Below are 24,052 nucleotides of genomic sequence, written 5' to 3'. Positions count from 1 at the left end.
TGGGCAACAGGCTGTAGCCGAAATCCATCGCAAGATCGCGCAGCCGCGCCCGGGTCCGGCACATCCACTTGCCAAGCAGCAGGAACAACGCGAACGCGCCCAGGTACAGGAACGGTGAGATCACCAGCCACAGCATCTCGTAACGGATGTACCAGTCGCGCACGTCGCCGTAGCGTCTCAGCGGGTGGTCGCCCAGCCACTGAGTCAGAATGCCGGTCGGGTCATCCAGAAGGCGTTGAACCAGGGCTTGGTTTCGCTGAGCCCGTCGAAGGCCGTGGACGAGAGCATGAACAACAGGAACACGAGCAGGCTGCGATGTTCGACGCGCCGGCGCAGCAGCCCCGTGAACGGCCAGCGCAATCGAACGCGCGCGGCGCCCTCGGCGTCGGGATCGTAAATCACCGGCGCCATCATGGAGACCAGACGGAACATCACCGCGAACAGCTCGCCGTGGCGGAACCACGCACGCTGCCCGACCAGCCACACACCCGTCAGGTTGACGGCGGTGTAGATCAGGATGCTGATGGCCAGCGAAAACGGGCGGATGTCCCCGAACAGTTCCAGCCCGATGAAACCCATGTAGAGCATCACCGCCGGCCAGTACGCAAGACGGTCTGGATAGGCGAAACGACCGGTCGGAAAGGCCGGCCACCATCGGGCGGTCACCCGGCTGAGTGTCAGCCAGGGATTCAGCGCGTTGTACCAGCCGCCGATCAGCGCGCTCAGATAGGTGCCACCCAGCGCGAACAGGATCCAGAAGAAGGTCATGTTGAAGTTGCGATACGGATCGCGTGTGCCGATCAACCCGGTCAGCACCGAAAACGCGAACAGCAGCAGCAGCAACCCCTGGCAGACCGGGACGACGTGACCGCGCCTGAGCAGGTGAACCAGCCAGCCGTCACCCAGTTCCAGGGACCGCGACGGGCGGTCCACATGCGACCGCCCGATGAAGAAACCGAGGACGACAAAGGACAGCACCAACGCGGCCATGGCGCCGTAGATGTAGAGCCAGACCGGCATCGGCAGCTGCACCGGCCGCCCGAACGAATGGGCGTGGACCGTGGCGGGAACCAGGGCCGCCACCGCCACCAGGCCGGACCGACGAATCACGAGCGGGGGTAGACCTCCAGCGTGCCCACATCCAGCTCGCTGCCGTGCAGCTCCAGCATGTGCTGGCCGACGCGGTCGGCGGTGAATTCCAGCAGCTGCGGCTCCCCGGCGGGCAGCGGCAAATGCTTTTCGTAGCCATGCACGTGCATGGCATCGTCCACCGTACTGGTCACCTCGAAACGCACCTGATCGCCCTGCTGCACACGAAACCGTTGTGGCGCCCAGGTACTGCCGTCGCCCAGCGCCAGCTCGAAGGTCTGCAAACCCGCCGACGCTCCCCGCGGCGACGGTGCCGGCTTCAGCGCGATCCACAAACCAGCCAGCACGACGACCGCCGCGAGCGCGACGATGAGCTGGCTAGCCTTCATTGCCCCGCAGGTTCGCGGTTGTAGGTCCGTTCCCACATCTGGAGATAGCCCTCGGCCGAGTTGTACAGCGCGTCCAGGGCCTCTCGCCCACCTTCCAGCCGGACTTCCTCGACGAAGTCCGCAACCAGGCCGTAGTGCGCCATCCCCACCTCATCGATATGCCAGAACTTCCCGCTCTCCGGGATCATCAGCAAGTCCACGGACACCGGTTCAAAGTTGGCGAACTGTGGTCCCCAGTCGGCGCCTCGGAACAGGGTGAAGGGATACTGCACGGGTTCGGAGTCGCCGCCACGCGGCCCCGGATGACCACCGAAGCCGTTGGCATCGGCGCCGAAACCCAGCCCCAGCACGCGGTCGTCGGGCACGCCCGCCTTTTCACGCCAGAACTTGAGCTTCTCCAGAAACTCGACGTGCTTCACCCCGCTGCCCTTGTAGGGATAGATGATGCCTCCGCTGGCGAGCATGCGCTGCGCCTGGTCGCTGGTCAGCCCTCCGTGGGCATCATGCGACGATGCCATCGGATAGGGCGGATCCTGCTGCGCGGCGATGTCGAGCATGATGTCCTTGCTGTGGTAGGCGGCGTGATCGATGTCGATCACCATGCGCTTGTCCATCAGCGCCTGCAGCGCGTGGACCCCCAGATCCGTCACCGTGCGCTTATTGCAGCTCTTGCCATCGGGATACACCGGCAACAGCCCACCGGTGAGCTCCAGGATCGCCGCGGTCAGAGGATCGTCCCCCAGAACCGGCAACGACGTGGCGATTTCCAGCCCCGGGGTGCGTACCGAGGGTTCGTCCACCGGGTAGTCGCGACAGGCCTCGACCTCCCAGAACGCCCCGGTATCCAGCAATCCCAGCAGATTCATGATGTCGCTGAAGATGCCGGTGCCACCCAATGCGTTATTGATGTCGTGATAGGGATAAACATGGCGCACACCCAGATCCCACAAGCGATCAATTTCGCTGTCGATCTGTTCCTCGTCGCACTCGGGGATTTCGGTCAGCCCCACCGTGAGCGCCACACCGCAGTTGAACACCTGTGCAACCTCGACGCCCAGCACCACGGCGAGCTTGCCGTCATTGATCACCTCGCGCGCCTGCTGCGGGCTGGTCACGATGCGATACCAGCCCTTGCCGGGACCGCCGCTCTGGGCGTCGATGTAATCCTGAACCTCGTAGAGATACTGGATCTGCTTGACGGCGATGCTCATGTCATCGCAGTCCGCCAGCGGGGCCAGGGAGTACAGCTTGCCAACGTTGCAAAGCGCCTGGATGTTCGTGCCGTGGTTCACCATCAATCGCAGACCCGAGAGCCAGGCACGCTCCACCCACTTGTAGTACATGACCTGATGGGTCAGATAGTCGCGCTGTGGCCAGTCCACGAAGGTCGGCCATCCCTCGGTCTCGTGGGTGCCTACCGCGCCGGAGATGATCTGGTTGGCGTCCAGGACACCCTGGGGGCCGTGGAATTCCAGACAATCCTCCAGAGCATGCGGGACGCCGAAGCGGTGGATGACCTCACCGTAGAGCACGCCTCCCGCCGAGGGACCAACGTCACCCGCATAGGAAAGCTCGCTGGACATGCCCATGTGCGTATGCACGTCGGCGAAGCCCACCGCGGGCTTGTCCACGCCGTTGCCCTTGAACGTCGGACCGGTCACGGACGTTGGCATCTCGGGGTAGATGGCACAGGTCACCGATGTGGGGACGAACTTGAAATGCGTCCGCGTCGTCTCGTCCGGTTCCGCCAGGGTCAGAACGCCCGCATCGGTCACGGCAAGTGCCAGGCTGCCGTCGTCCGAATAAAAGGTGAACGCATCGGAGCCCTCCACCGGATCAACCGTCCAGATCGCGGCATCGGAAGGCGCGGCAAGCGCCTCGACCGGCGACGCCGCGGTAAGCAAACGCTCATCGGTCGCGTACAGGAGGTACTTGCCCAAGGTCGCAGCCCGCATGAAGAACGCCTCCGCCTCGTCGGCCTGCTGTGCGGAGGTGCCGTAACCGCTTTCGCCATCAGCAGCCACCAGCCCGCCGCTGGCTACCGACTGCAGCGCATAACATCCGTTGGCTGCCGCGTAGCGATCGGTCGGAACCGGCGGCGTTTCGGCACTCGGAGAATTCGGTGCGGAACTTGAGCCACAGGCGGTGACCAATGTCGCCACGATAGCGACACATACGATGCAGATGTTGCGCATATCCCCAATCCCTGATCGAAGTTAGTTTTATTCAGTTCAGAGTGTATGGGAGCCGAACAGGTGAACGCGTCGTAAATATGGCTCAACGGGGCAGAAGTCGGGACAGACGAGCCACCCGGCGGAACGGCGGGTGTCGTCGTTTCGACAACGCGGCCATCGACCTCCTAAGATACCGACCGCGATGACACGGACCCGAGTGACCATGCCCGATACACCAGCCGCCCACCGCCTGATCGTCGCGCTGGACGTCCCGGACGCGACCGCCGCCAAGTCCCTCGTCAACTCGCTGGGCGACTCGGTCGGCTTCTACAAGATCGGGCTGGAACTGGCGATGACGCCGGACTACTTCCCCCTGCTCGACTGGCTGGCCGCCCGCGGCCATCGGGTGTTCTGCGATCTCAAGCTGCATGACATCCCGGCCACCGTGGGACGGGCCGTTCAGCGCCTTGCGGACTCCGGCGCCGACCTGCTGACCGTGCATGCCGGACAAACCGCCATGCTGGAGGCCGCGGCCGCGGCCAGAGGCACCACGCTGCAGGTCATCGCCGTCACCGCGCTGACCAGCCTCGACCAGAGGGATCTGACCGAACTCGGCGTCACCACCCCGGTCGACGAACTGGTGCTGCGGCATGCCCGCCGCGCCCGCGCCGCCGGTCTGGACGGCGTCGTCTGCTCCGGCCACGAAGTCGGACGCGTTCGCGCCGCTCTGGGGCCGGATGCGCTGGCCGTCACACCGGGCATCCGGCCGGCTTCGGATCAGGCGGCCTCGGACCAGAAACGCGTCATGACACCGCAGGCCGCGATCAGGGCCGGCGCCAGCCACATCGTGGTCGGACGCCCGATCCGCGACGCCGAGGACCCGGCGGCAGCCGCCATGTCCATCATTGATTCGATTGAACAGGGGCTGGCCACACGCGATGCGTGAGTGACGGCGACGGGCCAGAGCTTATAGACTGCGCCGCCATGGAATCCGGACACCGATTTATCCGCGCGCTGCGGCGCCAGCCCGTCGACAAGACCCCGGTCTGGATCATGCGGCAGGCGGGCCGCTACCTCCCGGAATACCGCGCAACCCGCGCCGAAGCCGGTGACTTTCTGACCCTTTGCAAGACGCCGGAGCTGGCCTGCGAGGTCACGATGCAGCCGCTGCGCCGTTTCGAGCTGGACGCGGCCATCCTGTTCTCCGACATCCTCACCATTCCCGACGCCATGGGGCTGGGACTGAGTCTGGTGGAAAAGCAGGGACCACGCTTCGAACGACCGGTCCGCGACCTCAGCGCCATCCAGGCGCTGGGCGTGCCGGACCCGGAAGACGATCTGGGCTACGTAATGGACGCGGTGCGCCTGATCCGGCGAACCCTGGACGGACGCACCCCGCTGATCGGCTTCGCGGGCAGTCCGTGGACGCTGGCCTGCTACATGGTCGAGGGCCAGGGCTCGCGGGACTTCGCACGGATCAAGACGCTGGCCTACGATCGCCCCGACGCCATGGCGCATCTGCTGGATACGCTGGTCGACTCGATCACCCAGTACCTGAACGCGCAGATCGCCGCCGGTGCGCAGGCCGTGCAAATCTTCGACACCTGGGGCGGCTCGCTGTCCTACGACGCCTACCGACGCTGGTCGCTGGAACCGATGCAACGCATCGTCGCGGGACTGGACCGCGGGCCGGAGGACGTTCCCGTCATCCTGTTCACCAAGGGCGGCGCGCCCTGGCTGGAGCAAATCGCCGACGCTGGCCCGGATGCGCTGGGCCTGGACTGGTGCTGCGATCCGGCCGATGCCCGCCGCCGGGTCGGCAACCGCGTCGCGTTGCAGGGCAACCTCGACCCCGCGATCCTGCGCACCGACGACCACGTGATCCAGCGCGAGGTGGCACGCACGCTGGACGCCTTCGGCCCGGCGCCCGGCCATGTGTTCAATCTGGGGCACGGCATCACGCCGGACATCCGCCCCGAAGCCGTCGCCACGCTGGTCGATGCCGTCCACGGACACCGCTTCGAAAGCGACTGAGGCCAGCCTGTGGACGCGGGTCCGGCGCCAATGCACCGCCGCGATCACGCTGACGCTGGGCGTGATCTGGCTGGTGATCTGCTTCCTGCTGCTGTTGCCGGCGGCGCTGATCAAGCTCTGCGTCCCGCACCCGACCGTCCGCGACTGGTGCGCCGGCAGGATGGACCGGGTCGTCGGTCTGTTTTCCGCGGGCATGCAAGGCCTGCTGACGCTGATGCGCGTCGGTGCCTTTGAGCTGCGCATCGACGGGGAACTGCGTACCGACCGGACTTACCTGCTGGTCTGCAACCACCAGTCCTGGGTCGACATTCTCTACCTGCTGATCCTGCACCATCGGCGCATCCCGTTTCCGCGCTTCTTCCTCAAGCGCGAACTGCTGTGGTTCCCGATCATCGGATTCGCCTGCTGGGCCATGGATTTCCCCTTCATGCGCCGCTACTCGTCCAAGGCCAAGGCCGCGAACCCTGCGCTGGCCAAGCGTGACCTGGAAACGGCGCGGGCCGCCTGCGCCAAGTATCGGAACCGACCAGTGACGATCATCAACTACGTCGAAGGCACGCGCATGTCCAAGGACCGCTACGCCGCCCAGCAACCAAGATGGACGCACCTGCTCAAGCCCAAGGCCGGCGGCGTGAGTTATGTCATCGATGCCATGGGCGACCAGCTCGCCGGTGTCATCGACACCACCATCGTCTATCCGACCGCCGAAGGCCCCGGCTTCTGGCGCTTCATGACGGGCGCCGAACAACCGGTGCTGATCGAGATGACCGTCCGCCCCGTACCGCAGTTCTCCACAACAGAGACCGACCCGCCGATGCGTGAGCAGGCACGCGCCTGGGTCAACGCGCTATGGGACGACAAGGACGTCAGGATCGGCGCTCTGCGAGACGAACTGGCGACCCGCCTGCGCTGACGCAGCCACCGGCTCCCAGCCGGTATACTCACGCGCCCCAGAATTCACTCAAACCGGCGACCCCCGTAGCCATGACGCGCTTTACCGAAGTTCGACAACTCGACCATCAGGCCATGGAGGCCGAACGTCTGGACTGGTGGGAGCGCGAGGGCATTTTCCAGCGGTCAATCGATCAGCGCGCCGACGCCGAAACCTTCACGTTCTACGAAGGCCCGCCCACGGCGAACGGCCGACCGGGCGTGCATCACGTGCTCGCACGCACGATCAAGGACACGTTCTGCCGCTACAAGGCCATGCGCGGTTACCGCGTCGATCGCAAGGCGGGCTGGGACACTCACGGCCTGCCGGTGGAAATCGAGGTCGAGAAGAAGCTCGGCCTGAAGTCCCGCGAGGACATCGAGGCCTACGGCATCGCCGAATACAACGCCGCCTGCAAGGCCAGCGTCGGCGAATACACCGGGCTCTGGAACACGCTCACGCGGCGCATGGCCTACTGGGTCGATCTGGACAATCCCTACGTCACCTATGACAACCACTACATCGAATCGGTGTGGTGGCTGCTCAAGCAGCTGTGGGACAAGGGCCTGATCTACCAGGGCCACAAGATCCACTGGTACTCGCCGGGCACCGGCACGGTGCTGTCCAGCCATGAGGTCAGCCTGGGCTACAAGGAAGTCGCCGACCCCGCCGTCACCGTCGCCTTCCCGCTGGCCGATGATCCGGACACGGCGTTCCTGGCCTGGACCACGACGCCGTGGACGCTGATCTCCAACCTGCTGCTCGCGGTGGGCCCGAAGATCACCTACGTGAAGGCCCGGTTCGAGGACAGGCAGTACATCCTCGCCGAGGCGCTCGCGCCCAAGGTGCTGGGTGAAGGCTTCGAGGTCCTGGAGCGCTACACCGGCGAGGACCTGGCCGAAACTCGCTACACGCCGCCCTTCGATCTGTTCACCGGCCATCCCGGCGCGCACCGCGTGGTCACGGCCGACTACGTCACCACCGAGGATGGCACCGGCATCGTTCATACCGCGCCGGCCTTCGGCGCCGATGACTTCGAAACCGCGAAGCGTGTCGGCGTGGAGATGGTCAACCCGGTTCGCCGCGACGGCCATTTCAACGACGACCTGCCCCTGGTCGGCGGCCTGTGGTTCAAGGATGCCGACAAGCCGATCTGCCGCGATCTGAAGGATCGTGGCCTGCTGTTCAAGCGCGACCAGTACCTGCACAACTACCCGCACGACTGGCGCCGCGGCACGCCGTTGATGAGCTATCCGGTGGAAAGCTGGTTCGTGAAGACCACGGCCTTCAAGGACCGGCTGGTCGAACTGAACGAAACCATCGGCTGGCAGCCCGAGCACGTCGGACGCGGCCGCTTCGGCGAGTGGCTCAAGAACAACGTGGACTGGGCGCTGTCCCGCCATCGCTTCTGGGGCACGCCGCTGCCGATCTGGATGTCGGACCGCGATCCGTCACAGGTCGAGATGATCGGCTCCATCGAAGAGCTGAAGACCAAGGCCGGCGACGCCTGGCCCGGCGATGACGCGCTGGATCTGCACCGCCCCTTCGTCGACGACATCACCTGGCCCGACGGCCAGGGCGGCACCATGCGTCGCGTGCCGGAGATCATCGACGTCTGGTTCGATTCTGGCGCCATGCCCTTCGCGCAGTGGCACTACCCGTTCGAGAACGTCGAGGCCTTCGAGCGCAATTTCCCGGCGGATTTCATCGCCGAGGGCCTGGACCAGACCCGCGGCTGGTTCTACACGCTGCACGCCATCGCCACGCTGGTGATGGACTCGGTCGCCTACAGAAATGTCGTCGTCAACGGTCTGCTGCTGGATGAGCAGGGCGAGAAGATGTCCAAGTCCAAGGGCAACACGGTCGATCCGTTCGAAGCCCTGGACACCCATGGCACCGACGCCGTGCGCTGGTATCTGATGGCCGCCTCCCCGCCCTGGGAGAGCACCAAGTACTCCGACGCCGGCATCGTCGAAACGCGGCGCAAGCTGTTCATGACGCTGACCAACGTCTACAGCTTCTTCGCCAGCTACGCGAACATCGACGGCATCGACCCGTCGGTTGATCCGATTCCGGTGGCCGACCGCCGCGAACTGGACCGCTGGATGCTCTCGCGTCTGCACACGACCACCGGCGAGGTGATCGAAGCACTGGACGGCTACAACCCGACTCGGGCGGCCCGCGCCATCGAATCGCTGGTCGACGCGCTGTCCAACTGGTACATCCGCCGCTCGCGTCCGGTGTTCTGGGCCGGCAAGAAGGACACCGGCGTCTCGGACGCCGACAAGCGCGCCGCCTACCAGACCACCTACACGGTGCTGCTGGGCATCGCCCGGCTCATGGCGCCGATCGCGCCCTTCTATGCCGACTGGTTGCATCAGTGTCTGCTGGGCGACCACAACGCCGAGACCTCCGTGCATCTCGCCGATTTCCCGGTGGCTGACGCCGCGCTGATCGATGCCGATCTCGAACACCGCATGGCGCTGGCGCGGACGATCGTCTCGACCACGCTGGCGCTGCGCAACACGCACAAGTTGAACGTCCGCCAGCCATTGGCCCGGCTCTCCGTCGTGGTCGAACCCGGCGTGGAACAGGCCGCGATCGAAGAGGTCCGCGATCTGATACTGGACGAGGTCAATGTCGAGGCCCTGGACTATGTCGACAGCGGATCGGACCTGATCCAGCGCGTGGTCAAGCCCAACTTCCGCGTGCTGGGCAAGCGCGCCGGCAAGCAGATGAAGGCCCTGGCGGCGGTCATCAACAATCTGGACGCCGCGCAGATCTCCGCCGCGGCGGACGGCCAGACCCTGGTCGTCGACCTGGACGGTGCGCCCTTCGAGCTGGCCGGCGACGACCTGCTGATCGAGACCCAGGGCGCAGAAGGCTGGGCCGCGCTGCGCGAGGGCGGTGTCACCGTGGCGCTGGACACCAAGGTCACGACCGAACTGCGCGCCAAGGGCCTGGCCCGCGAAGCCATCAACCGCATCCAGAACATGCGCAAGGCCGCGGATCTCGCCGTGACCGATCGCATCATCGTGCGCTGGCTGGCGGAGGGCGAGCTGGCCCAGGCGCTGGCTGAGCACGGCGACTGGATTGCCCGCGAGACCCTGGCCGTCGACCTCGACCGCAGCGACGATCCGGCCGGCGACTACCGCGAGCAGTTCGAACTCGACGCCGGCGCCCTGACGCTGGCCATCCGACCAGCCTGAGTCGAACCTACCGCCCCGGTCACAAAACAGTCACAATCCTCCGCACGAACGGGCGTCAGACCCGATCACCATTGAGGAGGAGACGTGATGAAACGATGGGGAACCCTCGCGGTTGCCGGTTTGGCAACAATGATCCTGGCTGCGTGCAGCAGTTCGAATTCCGGCAGCTCCGGTGGCGGGGGCGGCGGCCCGGTCGGGGGCGATGGCGAAAGCCGTGACGGAGAAGTCTACGACGAGACGCTGGCATCCGATGTCGATGGCGAAACCATCGCGATCACGGTGCTTGAACCAACCACGGTCACCGAAGGCGCCACCTACCCGCTGATCCTGCACAGCCACGGCTACGGGGGGGCGCGACAGTCCACGGCACCGGCCGAGGGGTCACTGATGGCCCGCCTGCGCGATGCCGGCTACGGCGTCATCAGCATCGACGAGCGGGGTCACAACGAATCCGGCGGCACCATTCGCATTCTCGACCCGACCCTGGAAGGCCAGGACCTGCTTCAGGTGCTGGACTGGGCGGAGGAAACCCTCGACTGGATCGCCTATGACAACAACGGGCCGGACAGCGGCCTGGGCAAGGGCAACCCCATCGTCGGTGCCATGGGCAGCAGCTACGGCGGCGGATTTCAGAACCTGATCTACGCCATCGATCCGAAACACCGGCTGGACGCGACGGCTCCGGACATCACCTGGAACGACCTGCGCTACAGCCTGTTCCCCGGCAACGTGTTCAAGTCGTTCTGGGCGACGCTGCTGTCGGCCGCAGGCAACCTGCCACCCAACACGCAGGATGCGCAGGTCAATCAGGGCCTGCTCGAGGGTATGCTCACGAACAGCCTCAGTGACGAGAACCTGGAGCTGCTGTACTTCCACAGCCTCGCCTCCCACTGTGCCGGCGACAACCCCTACACCGCCGCCGGCGGCCTGACCGCGATCGACGCGCTGGTCACGCAAAGTGCGCAGGACACGCTGTTCAACTTCAACGATGCCTACCACAACTACAGCTGCCTGAAGGCGCAGGGCGGTGATGTTCGATTGCTGACCAAGGCACAGGGCCACGGCATCGACAATGGTGACGGCGGCGACCACTGCGGCAGCATCGAACGCGCCGACGCGACGTTCGCCTGGTTCGAGGAGAAGCTCTACGGTCGCAGCGGCGTGACCGACTTCATCCCCGGTGTCTGCCTGATGCTGGGCGGGTCGGGGGACGATGCCGTGATGGTCGACGATGTTCCGGTCGGCGGCACCGAAGTCGCCATCGCATCGCAGAGCGTGACCACCGGTGAAGTCGGCGGACTGGCACCGGTCGCGGTGCCGGTGTACACGGCGCCGGCCGGCGGCGACGTCCTCGCCGGCATCCCGATGCTGAACGTGACGGTGACCGATCCGCTGCTGGGCGATGCGGGCGTGCTGGACCCGATCTTCCTGGTCGCGCTCGGCCGCGCGGCGGGCCTGGGACAGTACGAAGTGTTCCAGAACCAGTACCGGCCGGTCCGGGGCTATGGCGCATTCAGCATCGAGCTCAACGGCGTCTTCGAACGCCTCGCCGAGGGCGACGAATTGCTGCTGCTGTTCTATGGCGGGGCACTGGACCAGTTCGCGGGCTCCACCGGCGTGGTGGGTCAGGTCAATGTCGAGGGCTCCGTGTCGCTGCCCCTGATCGGCACCGACCACCAGACACCATAGCGCCGCGCGGCGGCTTTACGCGGGTGGCGCGCCCATGATCACCCGTCGCTCGCGGGTGACGGCGACATAGGGCAGGCCCAGCTCGTCGAGCCAGGCCTGCCCTTCAGTCTCGCCACCGACCATGGCGACGGTCGTGGCGATTCCGGCGAGCAGACAGCTGTCGGCCCGGGCCGAGACACCCGCGTATCCGTCCTCCGGTGGCCAACCGGTGCGCGGATCCAGCACATGACCATAGACGCGACCCCCGACGCGGATGCAACGCTCGTAGTTGCCGCTGCTGGCCAGCCCGCCGGAGGCCAGGTCGATCGTGGCGATGGCCCGGTCGGGTGCGAACGGGTCGCGGATGCCGACCCGCCAGGGACTGCCGTCCGGGTTCGGGCCGATCACGGCGAGATCACCACCCAGATCCACCAGCCCGTGGCGACCACCGGCCGCGCGCGCGGCCGCGACGGCGGCATCCGCGGCGTATTCCTTGACGAAGCCCCCGAAATCCAGCTCCATGCCCCTGGGCAGCCACAATCCTGGCGCCTCCCAGCGCACCCGCTGCCATCCCACCCGTTCAAGACAGGCGTGCACCTGATCGTGGTCGGGCACGACCCCATTGCGAAAGTCCCAGACGCCGCGCAGCACGCCCGAGGTAATGTCGAAGCGGCCACCGCTCTGGGCATGGGCCGCCGAGGCGAAATTCAGCAGTTCGGCGGTCTCCGCATCCACCACGCAACCCTCCGGCGTGCCGGCGCTGCGGTTGATCCGGGAGAGTTCGCTGTCGGCCTGATAGCGCGAGTACCGCAGCTCCAGACGCTCGACGACCGCGCGGGCGGCCTCCGCGGCAGCCGGAACATCGACCGTGATCCGGCACGGGCAGCCCATGGCGTGGAAGTCGACGACTTCCATCGCGCCATTCAAACCGTCGCCGGCGTCATCAGAAGGCGTACTTCAGACCGACCGCGACCAGGGTGAAATCCACAAGCCCGGGATTTTCGGTGACCACCGAGCCCAGCGCGTAGTCCCCGCTGCTCTCGTACTGCTCGATGCTGCCGGTCAGGCTGAGCTTCTCGAAGCGGTACTCCCCGGCCAGACCCAAAGTCACCGCGCCGTAAGGTGACAGACGGTAATCGCTGGAATACAGGTTGTCGCCGCGGGTGGAGCGGAAGAACGGTCGGTAGAAGAAAGCCTGGCTCTGGCTGTAGTAGCGCAGACTGGGGGTGACGGTAATCCGGTCACCGATGTCCTGGTACCAGCTCAGCGAGAGGGTATGCGACACCACCTCCCAATCGTCGCCATAAAGCCGGTAGTCCAAGTGCGCCGTCGCCCCGACACCGACAAAACGGCGTCGCAGCCGGGTCGTCCAGGCCCCGGTCCAGCGCCCATCCGGACGCGTGTCCTGGCGGATGTCGTCATCAACGAACACCAGCTTGTAGGGATCGGACAGATAGCCGTCGAGGTAGCTCACCGACAACGCGGTCTGGATGACGGTCTTCGCGTCGAGAATCCTCGACACGCCGCCGAGCAGCGTCAGCGACTGCTTGTCCTCCTCGTCCGGACGGCTCGGGAAACGCGTCTGCGCGTCGGTTGGCGTGATCGTGTCCGTGGAGTAGCCACCGCCCACGGTGTAGGCGGTCATCTTGTCGGCATCCTCCCACTCGACCTCGACGCCGAGGTTCTGCGATTCGTAGTCGTCCTCGGTGGACTGGCCGACGGAGACCGACACCCGGCGCCCCGAATCGCTGTAGCGGGACACCGACAGCAGCACGTCGGTGCGCGCGTCATCGATGGTCGCGCCGCTCATCACCTGCACCGGTCGGCCATCGGCATCCGGCTGGACGAACCAGGGCGAGGCACCGGACATGGTTTCGTAGGCCACATCCAGCGCGACCGAAAACCGTTCCCCCAGCGGTGTGCTGGCGCGAAACTGGCCGATCTCGATGTCATAGCGTTCGGTGGTCGCCGACGCCACCTGGTCGTCATCCAGCGAGGCTTCATCGTAGAGCGCCGTTCGCACCGACACGCGCGTGGTGTCGTCACGGGTGGCGGCCGCGACCTGATACGCCGGGAGCGACATCGCGGCCGCGGTCAGGGCCTGCAAGGCCTTGCCGGCCGGGTGTTTGGAATCGGACATGGAATCGGGGACGCTCAGTTACAGCCGCAGCCGCCACCGCCCACGCTGGCTCCGCCGGTGGACGCTTCCTTGCTGAAGTAGACGTGGGAATCGAGCTGGCTCGCCAGCGGATCAGGGTCCCAGGCCATGGTCGGTTCGGCCAGGTTGCCACGCTCCCAGGGCTTTAGCGGCGTGGTCGAACAGGCCGACAGCGCCCCCAGCAGGACGATGGCGACAAGGCCCCGGATCAGTGGAGACACTATTGCTCCCCGTTCATGGTCTGCACCAGACGACGCCGGATCTCGCTCAGCTCCGACGCCCGAAATCCTTCGTGCCGCCAGACCACGACACCCTGCGGGTCGATGAGAAACGATGTCGGCATGGTCGGAATCTTGTACAGCGTGGCCAGCTCCGCCTCGGGGTCGGAGATCACCGGATAGCCGACCGGATACCGTTTCAGGAATTTCTTCGCGGCATCCGGGTCCTCGTCGAGATTGACGGCGACGATCTCGAACATGTCCGGATACCCGGCGGCGACCAGGTCGGTCCGCATCTGGTCGAGCATGGGCAGCGACTGCTTGCAGGGCCCGCACCACGACGCCCAGAAATCCAGCAACACGGTCTTGCCACGCAGTTCCTTGATGTCGAGCGACTGCTCGTACAACAGGCGCTGACCCCGGGTCTCCGGTGCCACCTGACCGATCTCCACGGCCTGCGCGGCGAACGTGGCGGCGATCATCAGCGCCCCCGTCAACATTCGAATCATGCGTACAGTCCTTGCAGCGGGCCATCTCCATGCCCGGTGTACCCGAAGCTGTTGATCGGAATGCCCACGGCATTCGCGATCGAGACCAGCAACTTGGCGTGGGTCTCGCCGTCTCCGCCATTGGCGCCAGAATAGTCGAGAAAGCGTCCGGTCTCGAGCCCGCCGGCACGGCCGGCGAGGATGAAGGGCATGTCGCGATGGTTGTGCAGCGATGAATGCCCGAGTTCGGAGCAGAGAAACACCGCGGTGTTGTCCAGCAGCGTGCCGTCACCATCCGGGTGCGCGTTCAGCTCGCGCAGCAAATAGGCGAACTGCTCGGTGAACCAGCGCTTGTAGCGGGTGAAGTTCTCGGCGGAATCGAGGTTGTTCGCATCGAAATGCGAGGAATCGTGATGCCGCTGCGTGGCGCCGGTTTCCGGCTGCAGATGCGCCGGGCTGACCGGATGCGACCACTGCAGCGACATGCTTCGGGTCATGTCGCAGCCCAGGGCCTGGACGGCCAGGTCCATCTGAAGCTTGCCCACCGTGGCGAACTGGTCGTCGCGATCGTGGTACTTCGGATAGGAGTTGTAGCCGTCAGGGATCGCCCAGCCCTCGCGGTTCCAGTCGGGCTGGGAACATTCGCCGGCGCTGGCCTGGTCGGCCGCCAGAATCCGGTTCTCCACCTCGCGCAGCGAATCCATGTGCAGTTCCAGCTTCTGGCGCTGCGCCTGGCCCAGGCGGGTCTGCAGGCTGTTCAGATCGGCCAGCGCGGCATCGAGCACGGAAAGCTTGCGGCGATTCTCGATGTCCTCGACCCCGCCCGGAGGCCCGAACATGCGCTCGTAGGCGGATAGCGGATTGTCCTCCGGCGAAACCGGCTGCCCGGACCCCAGGTAGGAGATGTGACCCGATCCGTTCTGGTGGTTCGCCGCGACGCCCAGGTGGATGGACGCGTGCGGCGTCTGGTCCTTGTAGTACTGCCCGACAAAGACATCCATGGACAGATCGCCGGTCGCCGTAAGCACCTTGGCGACCCCGCCTTCGTGCGTGGACCCGCCCGCGTACATGTTGAGCCCGCGCAGGAACACGCAGTGCTGGCGCACGGACTCCAGCGGATCGGTCATGGCCGGCAGCGAGAAGTTGTAGGTCCCGCCGCTGGGATGCCACAGATCCGGCGCGCAGCCGTCCGGGATGTAGACGAACAGCGCGCGGGGAATGCCGCCGTTTTCCGCGGCCAGCGCTGAGCGATGCAGCAGGGCCGACAGCGGCAGTGCCGCCCCGGCCTGCGCCATGCCGCGCAGAAAGCCACGGCGTGAGATCGGTCGACGAATCACGATTCACCTCCTGCGTTGCGGCGGATGAAGCTGGGATGTTCGATCTGGTTGATCAGCATCTGCCTCAGATCGAACTGGTTGTCCCGGAACGACTGGGTCAGTTCCTCCAGCACGCAGTCATCCGGCTCGGCCTCCACGTACCCGCGGGTGAACCGGTAGAACTGGACCACGGCGCAGTCCTGCGCAGCCGGACTGGCCGCCAGCAGCTGGCCGAGCTGACGCGCGCCGAAGAACGGATCGCTGGTCCCGGTCTGGAACCCTTCGATGTCGACCACTTCGCCGGAGTCGTCCACGGTGTGTCCGTTCTCCGATTCGCGGTAGTCGCCGACGCCGTCATAGCGCTCGAAACCGAAGCCGATGCCGTCGATGAACTGATGACAACTGGCACAGTTCGGGTCGTCGGTGTGCTGACGGAAGCGCTCGCGGGTGGTCAGGCTCGGGTCCAGCCCGGGCGGGGTCGTGTCCACGTCCTGGGGCGGGTCCGGGAGCTCCTGACACAGCAGCTGCTCGCGCACGAACACGCCACGCTTGATCGGCGAGGACTCGTTGGAATGCGCATGACTGGCGACGAAGCTGCCCAGCGTCAGCAGGCCGCCACGGGTACCGTCGGTGATCGTCTGCTGTGAGAAGGCCGTGTCGGTGGTCGAACCCGGCTGCCGGTAGAACTCGCGCAGCGCCCCGTTGAGGAAGCTGTAGTCCGCCGTGTACAACTCGGTCAGGCTGCGCGACGCGGAATCCAGGAACACGTGGTTGACGAAGCGCGAGAACTCCTCGGCCATGGCCACTCGCACCGTATCGTTGAACCGCGGATAGATCTCGTAGTCCTTGAACTGCTCGAGAATCTGGTACGCGCCGGTCCACTGGCTGGCGAAGTCGGCGATCTGCTCGCGCGCTCGCGAATCCTGCAACATGCGCTCCGCCTGCGCGACGCGACCGGAACCGGAGGCAAGCTCGCCGTCGGCCGCGGCCTGCAACAGCGTCTCGTCCGGCATGCTGCCCCACAATGCGTAGGACATGGCCGTGGCGACCTCGTACCCGCTGAGCACATAAATGCCATTGCCGGCCGATCCACCAATCTCGGCTCGATAGAGGAAATTCGGCGACGTCAGCATCGCCCGGATGATCAACTCCATGGCGGTGTCGAAATCCCCGCCGGTGAGCTCAGCCCGGTTCAGGTCGCGATAGGCATCACGCTCCGCCGTCGTCAGCGGCCTGCGGAAGGCCCGACGCCCGAAGCTGTCGATGAACCCGTTGAGACAGGCATCCCCGCTGTTGCAGCCGTCCAGCAATTCGCCGCGACGCTCGGCCACCGCCTGCTTGGCAATCACGGCGCCGGCGGCCAGATACTGGTCCACATGCCGGCTGGTCACCACCGCGACATTCGCGTTGTTGTCGTACCCGGCCACGCGCGCCTCGACCGGGAAATCGTCGGTGAAGCTGGCGTCCAGTCCGGTCAGGTCAGCAATGGTGCGGTCGTATTCGCGCCGCGTCAGCAGACGCAGCATCCTCGGGGCGGACGGATTGTCCGCGCAGGCCAGCGGCTCTCCGTCGCCGCCATCGCCTCCGTCACCGGTTCCGCCGTCACCCGAGCCCGAGTCACCCCCGCCCGCGCCGCTGTCAGCGGTGATGCAGCCGTCGGCGATCAGACGGACATCCGTCGGCAGCTCGTTCGTACCGCCGTGTTCGCCCTGGAACCCGAAGGTGGTCTGCGAGCCGTCGTTGATCTGGCTGTTGTAGTCGACATTGCGGGCCGACACCGACGCGCCGGACTGGACCAGGTCGGTGTTCCAGGAATTGGTGATGCGCTGGCCGTTGGCGAAGGTGAAGGCCACCTCCCAGCCATCGATCGCCTGACCGCTGAAGTTGGAAATCGTGACTTCGGTGACGAAACCGACGTTCCAGTTGCTCTGGAAGCGCATTTCCACCGAGCAGGTCGGGTCGGGTGCGCCGGAATCGCCGCCATCGCCAGAGCCCCCGTCGCCGCCCGAACCACCGTCACCACCATCGGAACCACCGCCGTCCGATCCCCCATCCCCGGAGCCGCCGTCGGAGCCACCATCGCCCGATCCGCCATCACCGCCAGAATCGCCACCTCCGTCGCCGCCACCGGAACCGCCATCACCAACGGAGCCATCACCCGAGCCGCTGGTGTCCTGCGGGAAACCGTCCCAGATGTACTGGGCGATGTCCTCGGCGCAGTCACCAACACAGTTCGAAGGGTTGGTCGACGGCATGTTGACGTCGATTTCGGGAATCAGCGTATCCAGCGAGCCACAGGTCGGGCATTGCGCCGTCGTCATGGCCGGACCGATGCCGCCCTCGCCGCTGTCACCGTGACAGCTCGCGCAAAGCTGCGCGTACTGACGCTTGCCGTTGTCGAGATCCGGGCCTGTGTCGCCGACCGCGCCGCCATCGCCGCCCGTGTCACCACCGGCGTCGCCGCCACCATCCCCCGACCCGTCACCGTTACCGCCGTCACCCGCGGTATCGCCGCCGTTGTCACCCGAGCCATCGCCGGCGTCACCGTTCGGCTCGCCGCTCTCCGTCACCGGATCGGCTTCACCGGAATAGTCACCGGTACAGGCGCCCAGCACGGACAGCAGGCAGGCCAGCAACAGCCAGCGTGTCACGGCCCGCGCGGATGAATGTGAGATCTCGCTACCCCAGATCACGTTTTGCCCCCAGCATGTCGACGCGACGGATGGTGCCGTCCTGATCACGAAAACTTTACTTCAAGCGCTGTGCCAGATCCCCACCGCTGGCCGGTAAGTGCACACCGCCCGCCGATTCGCGCGTGCCGTCAGCCGGCCGAGGCGCGTGCGCCCTTGCGCACGCCTTCGTAGGCACGCACGTCGATCCGACCCTGATGACGCGCGGCCAGCGTCGTCGCCATGAACGCCGCCAGATGCTCCACCGTGGTGTCCGTAGGCAACACATCGACGCGGTTTGACGGCAGTTCCAGCTCGAAGCGGCCCTGCGGTGCGTCGTAACCGAAACGCCGATGGCCAGGCCGTTGTGCCGGCAGCTCATCCTCCGTGGTCGCCAGGAAGCGATCGTTCCAGCGGGCCGCCCAATCCCGTTCCAACGCCATATCGCGACGACCGGCCCGTTCGATGCGCAGACGGGAGCGGTGCCCGTGGGCGATCCGCTGACAATCTCCGTCATGTTTCCGCAATCCGTGGCAGTAGTGGTACCAGGGCCCGTCGATGGACTCGGGCCGCAGAAGAACCCCGATCCCGGTGACATTGCCCGGCAGCTGCGCCTCGATGACCTGGCGAATCGCCGCACCGACCGTGTCCACGTTCACCTGATCGGCGTCGATGGCACAGACCGCCTCGGCTGGGCCCAGCATCTCGACGACCCCGCCGTCGACAAGCCGAAGCTCCACCCGCCCGGCGCCCGGTTCGAGCCGCACGGCTGGGGAACTCGCCGGCACCAGCAACTTGTGATCGACCAGCCCTTCCGCGGCATCCCGGATTTCGCGCTTGACCCGCCCGAAGTCCAGCACCATGCCCTGATCGTCGAGATCCCCCGACAGCTCCAGGTCCAGCAGATAGGTCTCCCCCACCAGACCGCGCCGCGGATCCAGGTAGGCGAAATCAAGATTGGCGAGTTCTTCGACAAACAGCGTGGGCATGGGACGGGGACTGCGAGGGACGTGAAGGACGACGGTCCGCCAAGCGTCGCCCCGGCAGGTGTCGGCGTCAACGCGTTGATACACTACGCGCCCCCTCGACGTCGCTCAGCATTGCCCTCATGTCCGTCACGACCCGCTTCGCCCCGTCCCCCACCGGCTATCTGCACATCGGTGGCGCCCGTACCGCGCTGTATTCCTGGCTTTACGCCCGTCAGAACAGCGGTCGCTTCGTGCTGCGCATCGAGGACACGGACCGCGAACGGTCCACCGAGGAATCGGTGCAGGCCATCCTGGACGGCATGGCCTGGCTGGACCTGAATGCCGACGAGCCCCCCGTCTACCAGACCGCGCGTTTCGACCGCTACAAGGCCTTGACCCAGCAGTTGCTGGACGAAGGTCACGCCTATCACTGTTACTGCACCAAGGACGAGCTGGAGACGATGCGCGAGGAAGCGCGCGCCGCCGGCCGCAAGCCGATGTACGACGGCCGCTGCCGCAGCCGCACCGAGCCTGTCCCGGGCATCGATCCCGTCGTGCGCTTCCGCTCCCCGGATGACGGCGAGACCGCCTTCGACGACATGATCAAGGGCCGCGTCGTGTTCCAGAACCGGGAGCTGGACGACCTGATCATCGCCCGCGGCGACGGCACGCCGACCTACAACTTCACCGTCGTGGTCGACGACTACGAGATGGGCATCACCCACGTGATTCGCGGCGACGACCACGTCAACAACACACCGCGGCAAATCCAGATCCTCCAGGCGCTGGGCGCCACGGTTCCGATCTATGCCCACGTGCCGATGATTCTGGGCGAGGACGGCAAGCGCCTGTCCAAGCGCCATGGCGCGGTCGGCGTGATGAGCTACCGCGACGAGGGTTACCTGCCCGAGGCGCTGCTGAATTATCTGGTTCGGCTGGGCTGGTCGCATGGCGACCAGGAAGTCTTCACCCGCGAGGAAATGCTGGAGCATTTCCGCATCGAACAGGTGCAGAAGGGCGCCGGCGCGTTCAACCCGAGCAAGCTTGCCTGGATCAACCACCAGCACATGCAGACCATGGACCCGGCCAGGGTGCTGGAACACTGGCGGTGGCATCTGGACAAGGCCGGCATCGACACCGGCAACGGACCCGACCCCATCGACGTGATCAAGTCCCAGCGCGAGCGCTGCAAGACACTGGTCGAGATGACGGAAAAGAGCGCGTTCTTCTGGGCGCCGCCGACCGAGTACGTCGACAAGGCGGTCAAGAAGTGGTTTAAGGGCGATGCCCAGGCCGTGCTCGCCGATCTGCTGGAGCGCTTCCAGGCGCTGCCCGAGTGGACCGGCGAAGCGGCTCACGGGGTGGTTCATGCCGTCGTCGAAGCTCGCGAGCTGGGTTTGGGCAAGGTCGCCCAGCCGATCCGCGTGGCCATCTCCGGCGATGCCGTCTCCCCGCCCATCGACGAGACCCTGGCCCTGCTCGGTCGCGAGCAGACGGAAGCCCGCATCGCCCGCGCCATCGAATTCCTGTCGGAGAGAAACGCCGCATGACACGAACCGGATTGACGCTGCTGCTCACCCTGGCGTTCGCCCTGCCCGCGAATGCGGAGCCGACGCTGTCCATCCGCGACGACGTGACCCAGGGCGCCATGGTGCGAGGACAAACCTCCGCCACCGCCACCGTGACCATGAACGGTCGCTCGCTGCCGGTCTCCGAATCCGGCGCCTTCGTGTTCGCCGTGGCGCGCGCCTACGAAGGTGACGTGACGGTCATCGCCACCGACGCCGATGGCAGCAGCGCCTCGCTGAAGCTTCCGGTGACGGATCGCGCCTTTGACGTCCAGCGCATCGACGGCCTACCGCAGGACAAGGTCACGCCGCCGAAGACGAAGGAGGTCCAGGACCGGATCTGGCGCGATGTCACGCAGATTCGCAAGGCGCGTGGCGTCGAGTCCGGGCGCATCGACTTCACCGAGGCCTTCATCTGGCCGGTGGACGGCATCGTCACCGGCGTGTTCGGCAGCCAGCGCATTCTCAACGGCACGCCGAAATCACCGCACAGCGGCCTGGACATCGCCGGCGACACCGGAACACCGGTGAACGCGCCCGCCGGCGGCGTGGTTACGCTGTGGCATCCGGACATGTACTACACCGGCGGCACGTTGGTCGTCGACCACGGCCACGGCATCTCCAGCACCTTCATCCACCTGTCGGACACGCTGGTGAAAGAAGGCGATGTGGTGAAACAGGGCCAGCCCATCGCCAAGGTTGGCGCGACCGGCCGCGCGACCGGTCCTCATCTGCACTGGTCAATGAACTGGGACGAAGTCCGCATCGATCCGCAGTTGTTGCTGCCCGATCGTGACGAGCCCAAGGAAGCGGAATGAGCAGCAAGCAGGGCAGCATTGGCTGGACCGACCTGACCGTCGAGAATGCCGAAGCAGTCAGGGATTTCTACGCGTCCGTCGTCGGCTGGACCGCCGAGCCGGTCAAGGTCGAAGACCACGACGATTTCATGATGACGCCGGCCGGCGGTGACGGCCCGGTCGCCGGCATCTGCCACGCCCTGCCCCCGAACACCGGGCTGCCGGCCCAGTGGCTGATGTACATCCACGTGGATGATGTCGACACCGCGATGCAACGCTGCGAAGCCGCGGGCGGCAGCGTGATCCGCCGACCCACCGGAACCGGGGGTGGGCGTTTCGCGGTCATCCGCGATCCAGCCGGCGCGGTCTGCGCCCTCTATCAGGCGTAAGCGGGCGCTTCGTCCGAAGCCCGGTCCGGTTACTCCAGCCGCGTCTGGTCCTCCACCTCCGGTGGTGGCCCGCCCGGCCGCAGACGAAGAAAACGCGCGAAACGGGGCAGGCCGTTGGCCGTCTCGCCGTTATACCGATAGGTGATCCAGGCGCCCACCGGCGGTGGATTCGCCCGCTCCTCGTCGGTGAACCCGCTGCCGATGGCAAACCGTCGACCGTCCGGCGTGACCACCTCGACCGACCCCATCATGCCCTGCAAGCGTCCCTGCCCCGGGTTGATCGCCACGACCCGAGCCTCGGCGTCCTGATAGGGCTTGAGCTTGAACAGGCCCGCGTTGCGACCCGCCTGATGGGTACGGCCACCGTGGTGCAGAATCAGTCCCTCGCCGCCCCGGGCCAGCACGGCATCCATGGCGGCGTCCAGTTCGGCGTCGTCGGCCACATGGAACTGGCGCACGGCGACCACCCAGGGCTGATCGATGGCGGCGACCACGCGCCGGATCGCCGGAACGCGGGCGTCGAAGTCACCACCGTGCGTCGGCAGATCGAACACGTGATAAGAGACCGCACGCCAGCCCGGGTCCTCGGGCCCCGCGGTTCTCACCAGCGTGGAAACGCTCGAAAAGCGCCCGTAGCCGGCCCACAGCTCACCATCCATCACGGTCTCCGGCCAGCCCTCGGTAAACCAGTCGGGGACGTCAATGGTCGCGCCGCTGCGGGTCAATAGCCGATCGCCGTTCCAGTAGCCGCGCACGCCGTCGAATTTTTCGCTGACCCAGTATCGGGCCAGCTCAAGATCCCCGGGATAGGGATCAGCCAGGGTCACCGGAGGCGGCGAGGCCCCGACCATGCCGCAGACCATCGCCAGCAACGCCACCCCAAGCCGTCGATTGCCGCGCATCGCATCCTCCCGTTCGCCCACCGCCCGTCATCAGCCTAGCGAATCCCGGCCCGGCGATGCACGGAGGACGCCGCCCCGATGTCACTGGCATGCAACGTCATCACCGCAGACTTGTCCGGATCAACTCTGTGCTTCGGCGAGTCCTGTTCGCCATCGGGGAAACAACGTGATGGGCGTGCCGTTCCAATCAATACGCCGGCTGCGCGCGGGCCTGGCGCTACTGTTTACCGTCGCCCTGCTCGGGGCATGTGGCTCGGACAGTTCCGGTGGCCCGGCAACGGCCACCCAGGAGATTGCGCCCAGCATCCCGCAGCTCGACAGCTGGTCCTTCGGTGTCATGGGCGATACGCAGTGGAAGGCCGGCAACGACGGCAAGAACCCCAACGGCGTGGGTACCGACATCATCAGCCAGGTCGATGCCCGCTTCATCGAACACGGCGTGGACCTGGTGATCCCGGTCGGCGATCTCACCGAAGACGGCAATCCCGTGGACCTGGACACGCGCGCACTGTTCGCGCAGCCCCTCTACAACGCCGGCGTCGGGTTCTATCCGCTGCGTGGCAACCATGACAAGTTCGCCGACTCCGCCACCGAGTTCGTGCGCGTGTTCCCGCAGACCCGCGATGGTGTTCAGAACATGTCGCCGGCGGATGTGCTCGACCTGCCGGGCAACGACTGGTCGGTCCGTCTTGCGGTGACGCTGCTCGGCGCGAACGTGGACAAGTCCGGCGAGGCGTTCACGGTTGGCCGAAACTTCTCCGCACCCATGTCGTCGCTGGAAGGACTGAGTTACGCCTTCGAGCACAACAACGCCACCTTCGTGCTGCTCGACCGCTACACGCTGGCCGACGGCAACAACGCCACCATCGAATCACAGCTTCCCTGGATCGAAGACAGGCTGGCCGGACGCCCCGCCGACACGCATGCATTCGTACTGACCCATCAGCCTCTGATCGGCGAAAAGCACGCCGGCGGCCTGATGGGCGAAAGCGGCCTCGACGTGGAAGACGCGTTCATCACCAGCCTGTGGCGCAACAACGTGCTCTACCTGATCACCGGGCATGACCACATGCACGATGTCACCC

General features: G+C 66.0%; 20 protein-coding genes. 9 read left to right on the top strand and 11 right to left on the bottom strand.

What is annotated here, in order from left to right; translation table 11 throughout:
- Positions 1–204: 204 nt before the first annotated feature.
- Genes ABNS06_RS04075 through ABNS06_RS04065 form a run of 3 tightly spaced genes read right to left on the bottom strand, consistent with a single transcriptional unit; the run spans position 205 to position 3,502 of the window.
- Positions 205–1,110 carry a hypothetical protein gene (locus ABNS06_RS04075; RefSeq protein ID WP_348672728.1) on the bottom strand — a complete coding sequence of 302 codons (906 nt, stop codon included), beginning with the start codon at positions 1,108–1,110 and terminating at the stop codon, positions 205–207.
- A complete protein-coding gene (locus tag ABNS06_RS04070) occupies positions 1,107–1,478 on the bottom strand; it encodes a hypothetical protein (RefSeq protein WP_348672727.1) in 372 nt (123 codons plus the stop codon). The genes ABNS06_RS04075 and ABNS06_RS04070 overlap by 4 nt, the downstream gene beginning before the upstream one ends.
- Complete coding sequence (locus ABNS06_RS04065) at positions 1,475–3,502, bottom strand: hypothetical protein (protein WP_348672725.1); 2,028 nt, start codon at positions 3,500–3,502, stop codon at positions 1,475–1,477. Before ABNS06_RS04065 ends, ABNS06_RS04070 begins: the two co-directional genes overlap by 4 nt.
- A 373-nt stretch (positions 3,503–3,875) precedes the next feature.
- On the opposite strand from ABNS06_RS04065, the gene pyrF reads away from it, so the two are divergent.
- From pyrF to ABNS06_RS04040, 5 genes are all read left to right on the top strand, one after another.
- The gene (gene pyrF / locus ABNS06_RS04060) at positions 3,876–4,598 is read left to right on the top strand and encodes an orotidine-5'-phosphate decarboxylase (RefSeq protein ID WP_348672724.1); all 723 of its coding nucleotides are present in this window, start codon (positions 3,876–3,878) and stop codon (positions 4,596–4,598) included.
- Between the two features lie 38 nt (positions 4,599–4,636).
- Positions 4,637–5,686, top strand: coding sequence for a uroporphyrinogen decarboxylase (gene hemE, locus ABNS06_RS04055; RefSeq protein ID WP_348672723.1), 1,050 nt, complete (start codon positions 4,637–4,639; stop codon positions 5,684–5,686).
- Positions 5,652–6,599, top strand: coding sequence for an acetyltransferase (locus ABNS06_RS04050; RefSeq protein ID WP_348672721.1), 948 nt, complete (start codon positions 5,652–5,654; stop codon positions 6,597–6,599). The genes hemE and ABNS06_RS04050 overlap by 35 nt, the downstream gene beginning before the upstream one ends.
- A 71-nt stretch (positions 6,600–6,670) precedes the next feature.
- Positions 6,671–9,826, top strand: coding sequence for an isoleucine--tRNA ligase (gene ileS, locus ABNS06_RS04045; protein ID WP_348672720.1), 3,156 nt, complete (start codon positions 6,671–6,673; stop codon positions 9,824–9,826).
- 87 nt (positions 9,827–9,913) lie between these two features.
- Positions 9,914–11,515, top strand: a complete 1,602-nt coding sequence (locus ABNS06_RS04040) for a CocE/NonD family hydrolase (RefSeq protein WP_348672719.1) — start codon at positions 9,914–9,916, stop codon at positions 11,513–11,515.
- Between the two features lie 15 nt (positions 11,516–11,530).
- Here the strand turns inward: ABNS06_RS04040 and ABNS06_RS04035 are convergent, their stop codons facing one another.
- From ABNS06_RS04035 to ABNS06_RS04005, 7 genes are all read right to left on the bottom strand, one after another.
- Positions 11,531–12,409, bottom strand: coding sequence for an FAD:protein FMN transferase (locus ABNS06_RS04035; protein WP_348672718.1), 879 nt, complete (start codon positions 12,407–12,409; stop codon positions 11,531–11,533).
- 28 nt (positions 12,410–12,437) lie between these two features.
- Positions 12,438–13,634, bottom strand: coding sequence for a DUF3570 domain-containing protein (locus ABNS06_RS04030; RefSeq protein ID WP_348672717.1), 1,197 nt, complete (start codon positions 13,632–13,634; stop codon positions 12,438–12,440).
- Positions 13,635–13,648: 14 nt separating this feature from the next.
- Entirely contained in the window at positions 13,649–13,873 is a 225-nt protein-coding gene (locus tag ABNS06_RS04025) for a DUF4266 domain-containing protein (protein ID WP_348672715.1), read from the bottom strand.
- The gene (locus ABNS06_RS04020; RefSeq protein WP_348672714.1) at positions 13,873–14,379 is read right to left on the bottom strand and encodes a TlpA disulfide reductase family protein; all 507 of its coding nucleotides are present in this window, start codon (positions 14,377–14,379) and stop codon (positions 13,873–13,875) included. Before ABNS06_RS04020 ends, ABNS06_RS04025 begins: the two co-directional genes overlap by 1 nt.
- Positions 14,376–15,695, bottom strand: a complete 1,320-nt coding sequence (locus tag ABNS06_RS04015; protein ID WP_348672712.1) for a DUF1552 domain-containing protein — start codon at positions 15,693–15,695, stop codon at positions 14,376–14,378. Before ABNS06_RS04015 ends, ABNS06_RS04020 begins: the two co-directional genes overlap by 4 nt.
- Complete coding sequence (locus ABNS06_RS04010; RefSeq protein ID WP_348672711.1) at positions 15,692–18,325, bottom strand: DUF1592 domain-containing protein; 2,634 nt, start codon at positions 18,323–18,325, stop codon at positions 15,692–15,694. Before ABNS06_RS04010 ends, ABNS06_RS04015 begins: the two co-directional genes overlap by 4 nt.
- A gap of 170 nt (positions 18,326–18,495) precedes the next feature.
- Positions 18,496–19,332, bottom strand: a complete 837-nt coding sequence (locus ABNS06_RS04005) for a 6-carboxytetrahydropterin synthase (RefSeq protein WP_348672710.1) — start codon at positions 19,330–19,332, stop codon at positions 18,496–18,498.
- 119 nt (positions 19,333–19,451) lie between these two features.
- On the opposite strand from ABNS06_RS04005, the gene gltX reads away from it, so the two are divergent.
- From gltX to ABNS06_RS03990, 3 genes are read left to right on the top strand one after another with little or no spacing between them, the layout of a single operon-like run.
- Complete coding sequence (gltX, locus tag ABNS06_RS04000; protein WP_348672709.1) at positions 19,452–20,861, top strand: glutamate--tRNA ligase; 1,410 nt, start codon at positions 19,452–19,454, stop codon at positions 20,859–20,861.
- Complete coding sequence (locus ABNS06_RS03995) at positions 20,858–21,697, top strand: peptidoglycan DD-metalloendopeptidase family protein (RefSeq protein ID WP_348672708.1); 840 nt, start codon at positions 20,858–20,860, stop codon at positions 21,695–21,697. The genes gltX and ABNS06_RS03995 overlap by 4 nt, the downstream gene beginning before the upstream one ends.
- Entirely contained in the window at positions 21,694–22,065 is a 372-nt protein-coding gene (locus ABNS06_RS03990; protein WP_348672706.1) for a VOC family protein, read from the top strand. Before ABNS06_RS03995 ends, ABNS06_RS03990 begins: the two co-directional genes overlap by 4 nt.
- Before the next feature lie 29 nt (positions 22,066–22,094).
- Here the strand turns inward: ABNS06_RS03990 and ABNS06_RS03985 are convergent, their stop codons facing one another.
- On the bottom strand, positions 22,095–22,967 hold the full coding sequence (locus ABNS06_RS03985) for a DNA ligase (RefSeq protein WP_348672705.1): 873 nt from the start codon (positions 22,965–22,967) through the stop codon (positions 22,095–22,097).
- A 169-nt stretch (positions 22,968–23,136) separates the two neighbouring features.
- On the opposite strand from ABNS06_RS03985, the gene ABNS06_RS03980 reads away from it, so the two are divergent.
- On the top strand, positions 23,137–24,052 hold a 916-nt coding region (locus ABNS06_RS03980), incomplete at its 3' end, for a metallophosphoesterase (RefSeq protein ID WP_348672704.1).

Source organism: uncultured Abyssibacter sp. (assembly GCF_964000955.1).
GTDB lineage: Bacteria > Pseudomonadota > Gammaproteobacteria > Nevskiales > OUC007 > Abyssibacter.
This window is presented reverse-complemented; position numbering and strand designations above follow the sequence as displayed.